13 protein-coding genes and 1 pseudogene are annotated in these 13,451 nt (G+C 63.9%); 8 read left to right on the top strand and 6 right to left on the bottom strand.

All coding sequences use genetic code 11. The annotated features are described in order from the left end of the window. Positions 1 to 7: 7 nt before the first annotated feature. From ACQCSW_RS16970 to purU, 3 genes are read left to right on the top strand one after another with little or no spacing between them, the layout of a single operon-like run. Positions 8 to 835: a methylenetetrahydrofolate reductase gene (locus tag ACQCSW_RS16970; protein ID WP_426987721.1), complete on the top strand. Its 828-nt coding sequence runs from the start codon at positions 8 to 10 to the stop codon at positions 833 to 835. Continuing rightward, the gene (gene cycA, locus ACQCSW_RS16965; protein WP_426987719.1) at positions 825 to 2,303 is read left to right on the top strand and encodes a D-serine/D-alanine/glycine transporter; all 1,479 of its coding nucleotides are present in this window, start codon (positions 825 to 827) and stop codon (positions 2,301 to 2,303) included. Before ACQCSW_RS16970 ends, cycA begins: the two co-directional genes overlap by 11 nt. Then, positions 2,304 to 3,158, top strand: coding sequence for a formyltetrahydrofolate deformylase (purU, locus tag ACQCSW_RS16960; RefSeq protein WP_426987717.1), 855 nt, complete (start codon positions 2,304 to 2,306; stop codon positions 3,156 to 3,158). 146 nt (positions 3,159 to 3,304) lie between these two features. Here the strand turns inward: purU and ACQCSW_RS16955 are convergent, their stop codons facing one another. Beyond that, the gene (locus tag ACQCSW_RS16955) at positions 3,305 to 4,045 is read right to left on the bottom strand and encodes a GAF and ANTAR domain-containing protein (RefSeq protein WP_426987715.1); all 741 of its coding nucleotides are present in this window, start codon (positions 4,043 to 4,045) and stop codon (positions 3,305 to 3,307) included. 86 nt (positions 4,046 to 4,131) lie between these two features. On the opposite strand from ACQCSW_RS16955, the gene ACQCSW_RS16950 reads away from it, so the two are divergent. Continuing rightward, positions 4,132 to 4,293: a type II toxin-antitoxin system prevent-host-death family antitoxin gene (locus tag ACQCSW_RS16950; protein WP_426990722.1), complete on the top strand. Its 162-nt coding sequence runs from the start codon at positions 4,132 to 4,134 to the stop codon at positions 4,291 to 4,293. A gap of 111 nt (positions 4,294 to 4,404) precedes the next feature. Here ACQCSW_RS16950 and ACQCSW_RS16945 read toward each other — a convergent pair whose 3' ends face one another. Both ACQCSW_RS16945 and ACQCSW_RS16940 read right to left on the bottom strand, forming a co-directional pair. Beyond that, positions 4,405 to 5,139: a GAF and ANTAR domain-containing protein gene (locus ACQCSW_RS16945; RefSeq protein WP_426987713.1), complete on the bottom strand. Its 735-nt coding sequence runs from the start codon at positions 5,137 to 5,139 to the stop codon at positions 4,405 to 4,407. Between the two features lie 35 nt (positions 5,140 to 5,174). Next, positions 5,175 to 5,300 (bottom strand): hypothetical protein, encoded by a 126-nt coding sequence (locus ACQCSW_RS16940; RefSeq protein ID WP_426987711.1) that lies wholly within the window; start codon positions 5,298 to 5,300, stop codon positions 5,175 to 5,177. Positions 5,301 to 5,407: 107 nt separating this feature from the next. Between ACQCSW_RS16940 and ACQCSW_RS16935 the strand changes: the two genes are divergently transcribed. Further along, the gene (locus tag ACQCSW_RS16935) at positions 5,408 to 6,226 is read left to right on the top strand and encodes a pyruvate, water dikinase regulatory protein (protein ID WP_426987709.1); all 819 of its coding nucleotides are present in this window, start codon (positions 5,408 to 5,410) and stop codon (positions 6,224 to 6,226) included. A gap of 152 nt (positions 6,227 to 6,378) precedes the next feature. After that, positions 6,379 to 8,763, top strand: coding sequence for a phosphoenolpyruvate synthase (gene ppsA, locus ACQCSW_RS16930; protein ID WP_426987707.1), 2,385 nt, complete (start codon positions 6,379 to 6,381; stop codon positions 8,761 to 8,763). A gap of 102 nt (positions 8,764 to 8,865) precedes the next feature. On the opposite strand, the gene ACQCSW_RS16925 is transcribed toward ppsA, so the two are convergent. The 3 genes from ACQCSW_RS16925 to ACQCSW_RS16915 all read right to left on the bottom strand — a co-directional run bounded on the left by ACQCSW_RS16925 (position 8,866) and on the right by ACQCSW_RS16915 (position 10,880). Further along, positions 8,866 to 9,831 (bottom strand): hypothetical protein, encoded by a 966-nt coding sequence (locus ACQCSW_RS16925; RefSeq protein WP_426987705.1) that lies wholly within the window; start codon positions 9,829 to 9,831, stop codon positions 8,866 to 8,868. A gap of 199 nt (positions 9,832 to 10,030) precedes the next feature. Next, complete coding sequence (locus tag ACQCSW_RS16920; protein ID WP_111906859.1) at positions 10,031 to 10,432, bottom strand: VOC family protein; 402 nt, start codon at positions 10,430 to 10,432, stop codon at positions 10,031 to 10,033. 22 nt (positions 10,433 to 10,454) lie between these two features. Further along, positions 10,455 to 10,880 (bottom strand): helix-turn-helix transcriptional regulator, encoded by a 426-nt coding sequence (locus tag ACQCSW_RS16915; RefSeq protein WP_426987703.1) that lies wholly within the window; start codon positions 10,878 to 10,880, stop codon positions 10,455 to 10,457. 378 nt (positions 10,881 to 11,258) lie between these two features. On the opposite strand from ACQCSW_RS16915, the pseudogene ACQCSW_RS16910 reads away from it, so the two are divergent. Both ACQCSW_RS16910 and ACQCSW_RS16905 read left to right on the top strand, forming a co-directional pair. Next, positions 11,259 to 11,378: pseudogene (locus tag ACQCSW_RS16910) on the top strand (zinc-ribbon domain-containing protein); the annotation flags it as partial. A gap of 126 nt (positions 11,379 to 11,504) precedes the next feature. Continuing rightward, positions 11,505 to 13,298, top strand: coding sequence for a hypothetical protein (locus ACQCSW_RS16905; protein WP_426990746.1), 1,794 nt, complete (start codon positions 11,505 to 11,507; stop codon positions 13,296 to 13,298). The last annotated feature ends 153 nt before the right edge of the window (positions 13,299 to 13,451 follow it).

Here is a 13,451-nt window from a genome sequence, read left to right as displayed (position 1 = left end):
ACCGAAGATGTTCCCTACAAGAATCGAAATCATCCCCTCAACCGGGATCGTTGACCAGGTCCAGGCGCTGGTTCCGCTGACCACCACGCTCACTATGACCTGCCTGCCGCACCACGGCATCGAGCGGACCATGCGCACCTCGGTGGAGCTGAGCACCCTCGGCTACACCGTCATCCCGCACCTGGCCGCGCGCAGCATCCACGACCGGGCCGAACTGACCCGGATCATGCGCGAGTGTGACGGTGCCGGCATCGGCGAGGTGTTTGTGATCGGCGGCGACCGGAAGCAGCCCGCCGGACCGTACGACTCAGCCCTCCCGCTGCTCGAGGACATCGCCCAGTACACCGGCGGCCGGATGCGCGCAGGCGTGGCCGGCTACCCGGAAGGCCATCCGACGGTGGCCGCCCTGGACCTGCTGGATGCCCTGCAGGACAAGAAACACCTGGCCACGCACGTTGTCACCCAGATGTGCTTCGACGCCCCCAAAATCCTCGACTACACGGCGCTCCTGCGCCGCGAAGGCGTGGATCTGCCCGTCTGGGCTGGCGTGGCGGGGTCCGTCCCGCGGACCAGGCTGCTGGCACTGGCCACGCAGATCGGCGTCGGAAGTTCCCTGAAGTTCCTCAGCAGCAAAGGAACGCTGGCGCGCAAGCTGCTCAGCGGCGACCGCTACTCACCCCACACCCTGGTGGCCGGGCTCGAAAACCAGCCCGGCATCGCAGGGATCCATCTTTACAGCTTCAACAACCTCGATGCGGTCCCCAACGAAGCGGCCGCGTCTTCCACAATGGCACTCCAGCCAGCATTGATTCGAGGAGCAGCACGTGAGCACTAAAACCGTCACTACCCCGGGCACGCCCCACTTGGAGCGGCAGCTCAGCAACAGGCACATCCAGCTGATCGCCATTGGCGGCGCCATCGGTACGGGCCTGTTCATGGGTTCCGGCAAGACCATCTCGGCCGCCGGCCCGTCCGTCATTTTCGTCTACATGATCATCGGCTTCATGCTGTTTTTCGTCATGCGGGCCATGGGCGAACTGCTGTTGTCCAACCTGAACTACAAGTCCTTCAGCGACTTCGCCGCTGACCTGCTGGGCCCCTGGGCCGGCTTCTTCACGGGCTGGACCTACTGGTTCTGCTGGGTGATCACCGGCATCGCGGACGTCATCGCCATCGCCGCCTACTCCGAGGAACTCTGGCCGGGTGTGCCACTGTGGATCCCGGGCATCGCCACAGTGATCATCCTTCTGGTCCTGAACCTCGCCACGGTGCGGGCGTTCGGTGAGACCGAGTTCTGGTTCGCGCTGATCAAGATCATCGCCATCGCGGCGCTGATCATTGTGGGTCTGTTCATGATCTTCAGTGGCTTCCAGTCCGACGCCGGCCCTGCCACCTTCACGAACCTGTGGAGCCACGGCGGTATGTTCCCGAACGAATTCATGGGCTTTGTTGCAGGCTTCCAGATCGCCGTATTCGCTTTCGTTGGCATTGAACTCGTAGGTACCACCGCAGCCGAAGCCAAGGACCCGGAGAAGAACCTCCCCAAGGCCATCAACTCCATCCCCATCCGCGTCCTGCTCTTCTACGTAGGCGCCCTCATCATCCTGATGTCCGTGACCCCCTGGACCCAGTTCCAGGCCGGCCACAGCCCGTTCATCGCCATGTTCTCCCTCGCCGGCCTGGGCGCCGCAGCCACCATCGTGAACCTCGTGGTGCTCAGCTCGGCCATGTCCTCGGCCAACTCCGGCATCTACTCCACCTCCCGCATGGTCTACGGCCTGGCCCAGGAGGGCGACGCCCCCACCGCGTTCAGCAAGCTGTCCCGCCGCAAGGTCCCGCAGAACGCACTGTTCCTCTCCTGCATCCTGCTGCTCTCCGGCATCATCCTGATGTACGCCGGCAAGGACATCGGCAAGGCGTTCGACATGGTCACCACGGTCTCCGCCGTCTGCTTCGTCTTCGTCTGGTCCATCATCCTGGCCAGCTACCTGAAGTTCCGTTCACGCCGGCCGCACCTGCACGACGCGTCCAAGTACAAGATGCCCGGCGGCATCCCCATGGTCTGGGTGGTCTTCGCGTTCTTCGCCTTCGTCCTGTGGGCACTGACCACGCAGCCGGACACGCTTGTGGCGCTCCTGGTCACCCCCACCTGGTTCATCATCCTCGGCGTCGCCTGGTTCATCCTGCGCAAGCGCCCGGCCCACCTGGCCCGCTACGCGGAGTTCCAGAAGGACCTCGCTGGCGAGAAGGCAGTGGCCGACGAGAAGGCCCTGGCCGATGCGAAGGCTTCGCGGGAGAGCTAAGTGGTCTCCGAACACGTTCTGACGGTCAACTGCGCGGAGTCCCCGGGCATCGTCCACGCCATCACCGGGTACCTGCTGGATCACGACTGCGACATCATCGACACGAAGCACTTCGGTGACCGCCAGGCCCAGCAGTTCTTTATGCGGGTGCATTTCGCAGCCGGGAAGACGGCCTTCAGCACTGAAGATCTCCGCCGGGACTTCGAGCCCTTGGCCGCTGAGTGGGCCATGAACTGGCAGCTGGAGCCGCACGGCCGCAAACGCCGGGTCCTGGTGATGGTGTCCAAGTTCGGGCACTGCCTCAACGACCTGCTGTTCCGGGCCCGCACGGGCGATCTGCCGGTGGAAATCGTGGCCGTGGTCTCCAACCACACGGACCACGAGGAACTGGTGAAGTGGCATGACATCCCGTTCTTCCACCTCCCGGTCACCAAGGAGACCAAGCCGGCGCAGGAAGCGCGCCTGCTGGAGCTCGTGGATGAGTTCGAGGTGGAACTGGTGGTCCTGGCCCGCTACATGCAGGTTCTCAGCGATGAGCTGTCTGCCCAGCTGACGGGCCGGACCATCAACATCCACCACTCGTTCCTGCCGAGTTTCAAAGGCGCCAAGCCGTACCACCAGGCCTACGACCGTGGGGTGAAAACCGTGGGCGCCACGGCGCACTACGTCAACGCGGAGTTGGATGAGGGACCGATCATCGCCCAGCAGGTCATCGACGTGGACCACACGTATACGGCCGATGACCTGGTGCGCGTGGGCCGCGACGCTGAGTGTAAGGCGCTGAGCAACGCGGTCCGGTGGCACTGTGAAGGCCGGGTAATGCTCGACGGCGGGCGCACAGTGGTTCTGCGCTGACCGTCCCTGCGCGTCCCCACCAAACTGAGTCGCAGTAGATGTCGTTATGAGCCCTCATAACGACATCTACTGCGACCTGCATTCGGGGGAGTGTGGTGGGGCGCCACCGTTCGGAGGCAGGGTAGGGCTCGACGGCGGGAGCCGGCTCAGGCGCGCTGCTGGACGTGTGTGGCCGGAACGACGCCGGGCAGGGTGCGCAGCATCCCTTCGGCAACGTCGCGGATGGCCAGGTTCCGATGGTTCGAAGCGAGGGTGAGAATCTGGAACGCTGCCTCGTAGGAGCACTGGTTCTGGCCCATGATCATGCCGCAGGCGGTGTTGATTGCGGTGCGGCTGGCCAGGGCTGCGCGGAGCTCTGCGGAATGGGCCAGACCGGCCCTGACCTGCAGTGCCAGGACCAAGCTCTTGGCCGCCACCTCGGAGAAAGCCAGTGCCTGGGTGGCGGCAACCGGGGTGAACACGTTCGTTTCCGCCGAATACACCGTCAGTGCGGCCCGGTAGCCATGCTCCAGCTTCAACGGCACGGCGACGGCTGATCGGAACCCGGCGGCACTGAGACTGGCCGGGTATTCCTGCCAGCGCGTGTCCCGGCCGTGGTCGTTGGGAAAGATGGTCAGGCGGCCGTCCAGTGCCCTCGACGTGGGGCCCCGTCCGGCGAGCTGGTCCCAGCGGGAAAGGCCGCCGGCGCCGTCGGTGGTGGCCGCTGTGAAGGGCGTCCCGTCCGGCCGCACGAGCGTTACTGTGCTCTCCACGGGGGAGCCGGCAATGTCTCTCACGGCGGACGCCGCGATCCGGGCCAAGGCACACGCCGATGCCGCTTCCGAGTGTCCGCGGATATCCAGCAGGACGCCCGAGGCGCGCCAGTCCACCTGTTGATCGATCATCATGCCCCAGTCCTCATGTGTCGGTACGCCCTCATCGTAAAAGCCCCAACCGGCTGGCACACGAGTAGTGAGTACTCGCTTTTGCAGGCATCACCCGCCACGGTAAGCCTGTGGCTTTCCTGATCGGCGTTGAGGACTTCGCGCGCCTGGAGGAGCTGGAGGACGCCGCGGATCTCGCCGAGTTCCGTGCTGCCAAAGCCGAGGACGACGGCCGTCGAGTGAGCCTGGCTGAGCTTCAGGCCGAACTCTAGGCGTGGGCGTCCATCGCAGGGTTGGCAGCAGATCCGCGACCCGGTGGATGCAAGAAGCTGGCCGGCGAACAGAACGCTTGGAGGGTCCGCATTGCTGACACTAACCGAGCACTACATGTCGAAGTAGGTGCTGGCTTCCTCGCCTGAGACCTTCCGGACGATCTCGTCGGCCACGTCCCGGAGTTTCTGGTTCCGGTGGCTGGAGACGTTCATCAGGATGGACATCGCCTCGGCCTGGCTGCAACGGTTCTGGGCCATGATGATCCCGCCGGCAAGGTTGATGGCTGTGCGGCTCATCATCGCCGCGCTGAGGTCATCCGCGACGCTCTCGGCGGTTCCCACCCTGACGGCCAGGCGGACGGCACGGCCGGCGACGTCGGCGAAGCTGGCTGCCTCACTGATGGTTTCCTCTGTGAATACGCCAGTGGCCGGCGCGAAGAAGTTCAGGACTGCCGCCGCATTTTCGCCGAGTTCAAGGGGGACGCCGAGGACGCTGTGGATGCCCTCCGCGATCAGCCGTTCCTGGAAGGCAGGCCAGCGCGGGTCAGTGCGGACGTCGGCCAGCAGGACGGGGGTCGCCGTTCGCAACGCTGCGATGCAGGGCCCGTCGCCCACATCCTGTTCGATGCGGTCCAGGTGGATGGCGCGCTCAGTGCTCCCGCCGACCGTTGCGGTTTTCCTGACGCGCTTGAGCGTGACTCCGCATTCCACCGTTGCGCCAGTGGAGCGGCTCAATGCGGCCGCGGCGATGATGGCGAACCCGCCCAGGAAGTCAGCCACCGATCCCGTGCCGATAATCAGGTCCTGCAGCTCCAGGATCAGTTCATGTTCGGGCGAATTGGTCATGCCCAAATCTAGGCCGAACCGCGGGCGCTCACAAGCTAGCCGGCCGCCTGCGGGGCCGCCACTTTGATGATCTCCAGAGCATCCGGGTCCAGCAGCTTCCGGGTGCCGGTCCTCGCGTCCAGGATCCAGATCAGGTCCAGTGAACGCACGACGTCGGTCACCCGGCCTTTGTGGAAAAGCTTGCCGTTGTGCCACGCCTCGATGTGGTCGCCGGGGTGTTTCTACCGGGTGATTTTTCCGTGTCGGCTACCCGGTGGAGAATGCGTTCATGACCAATGACGAGATTCGGCCTGTCTACTTCCTTTCGGACAGCACCGGCATCACCGCGGAAACCCTCGGCAATACCTTGTTGACGCAGTTCCCCGCGAATAACTTTGACCGCATCACGGTCCCGTTCATTACCACCGTCGAACAGGCCAGGACCGTGGTGGGAACCATCGATAAGCTGGTGGCCACCGGCCCGCGGCCCATCGTCTTTTCCACCGCCGTCAGCATCGACATCAGACAGGCCATTGCAACGTGCCGGGGGATCATCGTGGATCTTATCGGGATGCATGTGGGACAGCTGGAGCAGGCCCTCGGTTCCCAGGCCAGCGCTGAACCCGGCAGGGCCCACGGCCTGGGCAACGCGGAGCGCTATCAGTCCCGGATGGCCGCCGTCGAGTATGCAATGGAACATGACGACGGCCAGAGCCTGCGGGCGCTGGAAAAGGCACAGGTCATCCTGGTGGCACCGTCCCGCTGCGGAAAAACGCCCACCACCATGTACCTGGCGCTACAACATGGCATCTTCGCCGCGAACTTCCCGCTGGTGGATGAGGACTTTCAACGGGAAGGGCTGCCTAAGCCGCTGCGGCCCTTTGTTGAGAAGTGTTTCGGGCTGTCCTCCAACCCCCTGCGGCTGAGCCAGATCCGCACCGAACGGCGCCGCGGCTCACCCTACGCGTCGCTGCGGCAGTGCGGCTTCGAGCTGCGCAGTGCCGAGCAGTTGTACGTCTCCCACCGGATCCCGTACTTGAATTCGGCCACCGTGTCCGTGGAGGAAATGGCCGCCACCATCCTGCAGCGGATGAACCTTAAACATTAGGGAAAAATTTCACAAGCTTGGTGTGGCGCACATCATGTTGGAAAGAGCGCCCCGGACCTGTCACTGTAGACAGGATTCGCGCCCACCAACCGGCCACAGCCGCGAGCGGGGCGGCGCCAAGGCATGCCATCATCTGCGAAGGAGCAGCAATTATGACGACAGACATCCTGTGGTTCTCAGAACTCGGACTCAAGGACCTGGACCGGGTAGGCGGCAAGAACGCCTCCCTCGGTGAGATGGTGCAGAACCTGACCTCTGCCGGCGTCCAGGTTCCGGACGGCTTCGCCACAACAGCCGACGCCTACCGCAGCTTCCTGGCTGACTCGGGCCTGGACCAGAAGATCGTGGACCGGCTGGTGGGCCTGGACACCGATGACGTCACGGCCCTGGCAGCAGCGGGCAAGGAGATCCGGGCGCTGATGCGCCAGACGCCCTTCCTGCCGGACTTCGAGGCGCAGATCCGGAACTCCTACCAGCAGCTGGTGGACAAGCACGGGGGATCCGAGGACCTCTCCTGGGCCGTCCGGTCCAGCGCAACGGCGGAAGACCTCCCGGATGCCTCCTTCGCCGGGCAGCAGGAAACCTTCCTGAACGTCCGCGGCATCGAGAACATCCTGATCGCCATCAAGGATGTGTTCGCGTCCCTCTACAACGACCGCGCCATCGCCTACCGCGTGCACCATAAGTTCGAACACGCCGAGGTGGCACTCTCGGCGGGCATCCAGCGGATGGTGCGCTCCGACGTCGGGGCCTCCGGCGTTATGTTCACGATGGACACCGAGTCCGGGTTCCAGGACGCCGTGTTCGTCACGTCCTCCTACGGCCTGGGCGAGGCCGTGGTCCAGGGCGCCGTGAACCCTGATGAGTTCTACGTCTACAAACCCGCGCTGCAGGCCGGCCGCCCGGCCATCCTCAAGCGCGGCCTGGGCGAGAAGGCCCTCCAGATGACCTACACGGACAGCCAGGAGATCGGCCGCACCATCGACTTCGTGCCGGTGGAGGCCTCGCTGCGGAACCGCTTCAGCCTCAGCGATGACGACGTCGAGCAGCTCGCCCGGCACGCCGTCGCCATCGAGAACCATTACGGCCGCCCCATGGACATCGAATGGGGCAAGGACGGGACCGACGGCGGCCTGTACATCCTGCAGGCCCGCCCGGAGACCGTGCAGTCCCGCCGGGCCGCCGGCAGCCTCAGCCGTTTCCGCCTCAACGCGACCGGCCGGGTCCTGGCCGAAGGCCGCGCCATCGGCCAGCGCATCGGTGCCGGCAGCGTCCGCATCCTCACCGCGATCGACCAGATGGCCGCCTTCAAGACCGGCGATGTCCTCGTCGCCGACATGACCGACCCGGACTGGGAACCGATCATGAAGCGTGCCTCCGCCATCGTCACCAACCGCGGCGGACGCACCTGCCACGCGGCCATCATCGCCCGGGAACTGGGGATTCCCGCCGTCGTCGGCACCGGAAGTGCTACGGATTCCCTCACGGACGGCCTCGAGGTGACCGTCTCGTGCGCCGACGGCGAGACCGGCACCATCTACGAAGGGCTCCTGGACTTCAGCGTCGAGGAAACCGCCATCACCGAGCTGCCCGAGGCCCCGGTCAAGGTCATGATGAATGTGGGTACCCCGGAGCAGGCGTTCACGTTCGCGCAGCTGCCCAACCACGGCGTGGGCCTGGCCCGGCTGGAGTTCATCATCAACCGCCAGATCGGCATCCACCCCAAGGCGCTCCTGAACCTGGACAGCCAGCCGGCGGACGTGGCCGCGGAAATCCGGGAACGGATCGCCGCCTACGACAGCCCGCGCGAGTACTACATCAAGCGTCTGGCCGAAGGCGTGTCCACCATCGCGGCGGCCTTCGCGCCGGAGCCGGTGATTGTGCGCATGTCCGACTTCAAGTCCAACGAGTACGCCAACCTGATCGGCGGACCGGCCTACGAGCCGCACGAAGAGAACCCGATGCTCGGCTTCCGCGGTGCCTCCCGGTACCTGGAGCCGTCCTTCCGGGACTGCTTCGACCTTGAGTGCGAGGCCCTGTCCTTCGTCCGCAACGAGATGGGGCTGACCAACGTCAAGCTGATGATCCCGTTCGTGCGGACCTTGGATGAGGCCCGCGGCGTCATCGAACTGCTGGCGGAGAACGGCCTCGTCCGTGGCGAGAACGGCCTCGAGGTGATCATGATGTGTGAGATTCCGTCCAACGCGCTGCTGGCGGACGAATTCCTGGACTACTTCGACGGCTTCTCCATCGGTTCCAATGACATGACCCAGCTGGCCCTGGGCCTGGACCGGGATTCCGCGATTGTCTCGGGCGGCTTCGATGAACGCGATCCTGCCGTCAAGAAGCTCCTGAGCATGGCCATCAAGGCCTGCAAGGAGCGCGGCAAGTACGTCGGCATCTGCGGCCAGGGTCCCAGCGACCACGCGGACTTCGCCGAGTGGCTGGTCGAGGAAGGCATCGACTCGGTCTCCTTGAACCCGGACACCGTGGTGGACACCTGGCTCCGGCTCGCCGGCGCCGCAGTCGCGAGCTGAACGTATGACGTCGGCACCCGGCCTGGGTGCCGACGTCGGTCCTGGCGCTACGCATATTCCTTGTCGACACCCAAATATCGGGGGCGCCAGGGAATATGCGCGTCACGGTCGGGTTTGCGCGTCGAAAACCGCGGAACGCGTACGACGGCGGGGCACGCCAGCCGCTGCCAGCTTGCGTTCCAGCTTCCCAGGCTCCATCAGATCGGCCCAATCCCACCTCACCACGTTGAACCCAGGCGCGGATTCGCGCTTCTTTTCCTCCACCACTGACTGCGACGAGGTCCGGCCTTTGAGGTACTCGGGTTTGACGTACTTCTCCACACCATCGAATTCGCCGACAACCCTGGCCTGCTTCCAACAGAAGTCTGTGTAGCCCACCAGGCCGGCCTCGTCGTGGATGGCTTGCTGCAGGACCGGGGCTTCGAAGCCGGCCACATGGATCAGTGCGCGGCTGTAGGACTCCTCTGCGGAACCGGACATAGGGTCCGCGAAAGCCACGGCGGTCAGGACCCTTCGCCCCGCAGCAGCGGAATACACAGATCCGATACCTGCCTCCAGTTCAGCCTTGGTCACGGCAGGCAGCCGCAGGGTCCGGTCTGGTCGAAGCACATGGTCCAGGGGTGCGGCAGCTTCGGTGAAAGGCGTGTACGCCGCCAGGTCCAGGACAGTGCGGATGCGGCCGGTGACGAGCAGGCCCTCCCGCCGGACCACCATCAGACCTGCCGGCGCAGCAAAGTGGCGGCTGACTCCAGCACGTGACCGGCCGCCGTCGTTCTTCATGGTGAGGGCCTGGACCGGGTGGTTCGGGCCGATGGTGGGATTTCCCCACACGCTGGCGGCGGAGTGCCTGGCGAAGAACGTGGGTTTCTCGAACGTTTCCGCAGCTGCCTGGACGCGGAGGCGATATTGCTCCCACGGCTTCAGTCCCTTCCAGACCTGCCCGTCCGTGTAGACGCCGTGCCGGACGCGGACCAGGGAACCGGCCGTTACGCGCTTGGTAAGGTCATTCGGGGTCAGTCCGTGAAGGACGCGGTTGCGGGACAGGAACAGCGGCGGAAGGTCTGTCATATACCGAAGTTGCCAGCTGCGCACCCTCGGCGGGAGGGGTAGGTGCCGCTATGTGGAGAAGTCCTGGCGACGCGCTTGTTCGTTTCCGACCTACACCTACCCTGGCGCACCCGGAATTTGGACTGCGTAGAGGAATATCCGCGTCGAAAACGACTTTGCGCGTCCCAGGCCCGGCAAGCTCGACCACCGGCCGCCCAAATCAGCCCTGGTTGATGCGGATCATGTTGCCGGACGGGTCGCGGAAGGCGCAGTCGCGCGGGCCCCAGGGCTGGACGATGGGTTCCTGGAGGACCTCCGCGCCGGAGGCCCGGGCAGCTTCGAACGCGGCGTCGAGATCGTCTGTGCTGAACACGAGCATGGGCATAACGCCCTTGGTGAGCAACTCCTGGATGGCGTCCCCGTCGGCCTGGGAGCGGCCGGCGTGCGGTGGGGACAGGACGATCTCGAGGTCGGGCTGGGCGGCACTGCCAAGGGTGACCCAGCGCTGTCCGTCCGAGCCGACGTCGTTCCTGACTTCCAAGCCGAGGGCGTCGCGGTAGAACGCGAGGGACTCATCGAGATCGTTAACGGTGACGTGTGCGTACTTCAATGAAATGTTCATAACTCCCACGCTAGGGGAGTGGCTAGGAAGAAGCTTCTTCAATCCTGCTCGGCTTCCGGGCGGGCCGGGTGTGCTGCCGGGCGATGCACGTGGGCATCGCTTTCACGGCGTGGTGTTCGCGGGCGCGGTAGGCGCTGGGCGTCATGCCGACGATCTCGGTGAACCGCGAGCTGAACGAACCCAAGGACGTGGAGCCCACCTCCATGCATGCATCGGTCACGCTGGCACCGGCGCGCAGCAGCGCCATGGCGCGTTCGATCCGCCGCGTCATGAGGTAGTTGTACGGCGTCTCACCGTAGGCGGCCTTGAACTGGCGGGAGAAGTGCGCCGCTGACATGAGGGCACCGGCGGCCATGGTGGGCACGTCCAGCGGCCGGGCGTAGTCGCGGTCGATCAGGTCACGGGCCCGGCGCAAGTGGGCCAGGTTGGCCAGCTCCTGCGGTGTCATGCCGCTATTCTACGGTGGTCGAGCTGTCCGGGACCCCGGTGCTTGAGCCTGCCGAAATCTCGGTCCGGAGCCAGATCGGTTCCAGTGAACGAACGACGTCGGTTACCCGGCTTTTGTGGAAAAGCTTGGCTATTTTTCAGTTTTGTTTTAGGACTGCTTGTTCGTTGTATTACCTGATTGCGGAGGCAGCGCGGGGAAGTGGCTGGAACAGTCCTGAAAGGCTCATTATTCCCTCTGCTTTTGTATTGACTTGAAATATCACTGTTCATATGTGGGTACTGGCTTGCGGGTACGGCACGCTCCCTCTAATCTAAGCTCTGACTTATAAATCTCCATCGAAGTTTCTATGGAGACACATAAAACATTTGGGGGAATGCTTTGGAACAGACGATATTTAGTGAATCCACGAAGGATGGCACACCGGGCGGTGCCGCGGGATTCTGCTCGTCGTGCGGAACGGCGGTAGCACCAGAAGCGCAGTTTTGTGCGTCGTGCGGTTCCCGAGTCCTCCTGACTGAACAGGGTAATCCGGGAGCTGCGTTTCCCCCCGCGCCCCTGCCGAGGACGCCGCGCAAGTCTTTCAAGCTGTCGCGGCGCCTGACGGTCCTGCTATCTGTCCTTGGCGTGCTCGCCATCGCGGGTGTAGTGGGCGCCATTGTGCTGACCAATATCCTTCGGGGTGGAGCAGACACGCCTGAGCAGGCCGTGACGAAGTCCATCGAGGCCGTGACCAACAAGGACCTCGTTGGACTCTTCACCATGGTGTCGCCCCATGAGCGTGACGCGGTGATGCGCGTCCAGGATGCAGTTGTAAAGAAGGTCAAGGATGAGGGCATCACCGACGCTGCCAAGTCCGTTGCTGCGAAGGACGGCGCGGACGCGGGTTCGGAGCTCGTCTTCGACGGCGTGGATGTGACGTTCTCGGGGATCAACCCCTCCGTCAGCCAGGTGTCCGAGGACGTTGCAGTGGTTCACATCAGCAGCGGCGAGGTCAAACTGCACGTGGATCCGGCCCAGACCAAGGGCGCCATTCGTTCCTTTGTGGACAACTTTGAAAATGCTTCGGTCACAGACCAGACCTTGGACATCAGTGACCTCGGGCCGTCCAACTCCGGCCTGTCGCTGCTGGCGACCAAGAAGGACGGGCGCTGGTATGTGAACCTGGTCGGTTCAGTGTTGGAGGCTGTCAACAGCTACCAGGGAACACCGCGCGGCGTCATCCCGGCCTCCAGCCAGACAGACGGCGATAACCCGCAGAGCGCAGCCAAATCGGCTGTCCAGGCGTCCCAATCGCAGAGTGCTTCGCAGGTTGCACCGTTCATGGTCAAGGACGAAGCCAACATTTTCTACCTCTATGGACATCTGTGGAACAACTTCAACACGGGCTCCAGTTCCAGGTTCTCCTTTGGCAACGTGGACTTCACTGAAGGTCCCCGTGAAGGCAACCGGGCACAGGCCTACGTCAGTCAAATCAACGTCTCCACAGGCAGCAGTGACAAGTTCACTCTGACGGACAAGTGCTTCAAGAACAGTTCCTCCAGCCAGGATGGCAACTGCCTCAACGGCTCGGCCTACCAGAGCAACGGCTACGGCTACGGCGAGATCAACTGGGTGAGCGCCCTCCTCTCGCACGATGGCAAATTTGCCCTGACCACGGTGAATGAGGACGGCAAATGGAGGGTCAGCCTCCTGGACTCTGCGGCCGATCACCTGGTCAGTGCCGTCAACAGCCTCACACATGAGCAGTCACTGGCTGTGAGCAGCCTGGCGCGTTCGCAAGCCGCCTCCGGTTCGATCAGCCTTGGCGAGTCCAAGGACCTTGATTTTAACAATGCCGGGTACGCGATATCCACTCTCAAGCTGGACAAGGCCACCAAGCTGCAGCTGGAGAGCAAGTCCACCCTTGGTGCGGTGAGGCTCTTTACCGCCGACGGCAAGGAGGAAAAGGGAGGCGTCTCCACCGGCGACTACAACTCCGTCACCTTCGAACCGGGTGACTACAAGGTAATCGCCTGGGCGGGGAGCGAATTCCGGGATGCGGCCCGGACGGACGGCAAAACCGCAGGGCTTAAGGGCAAGATCAACATCCTGGAATACGTGGAGCCGGCAACGATCAGCGGAAGCACAACCGTTTCCAGCACATACGTCTCGTCGTCGTCAAATAGCTATAGCGTCACCGTGCCCACAGACCGGGCCGGCGCGCTGTTGCTGAAACCGTCTTCCGGCACAAGCTCCGGCATCAGGATCGTGGCCACCATCAACGGAAAAACCTATGACGTTGATCCCACTGTCGGGAAGAGCACGGGCATTCCTGTGGGCGTGGGAAGCCACACCCTGATGCTGGATGTGGAGTCGACATCCTCCAAGAGCTTCTTCTCGGGCTATGCATACCTCGACATGTCCTTTGAGAACCAGTAGCCGGCGAAACAGCCGCTCCCGCAAGTCCACCAACCACTGAAAGGCAGTCATGTCTTACTGCACCAACTGCGGAGGCCAGCTTGCGCCCGGCGCACGGTTCTGCACCTCCTGCGGAACGCAGCAACAGGCCCAAGCGCAACAGGCCCAGCCGCA

The organism is Pseudarthrobacter sp. Y6 (assembly GCF_050156205.1).
Lineage (GTDB): Bacteria > Actinomycetota > Actinomycetes > Actinomycetales > Micrococcaceae > Arthrobacter.
Note: the sequence above shows the minus strand (reverse complement) of the source record. Positions and strands in the feature narration are given on the sequence as shown.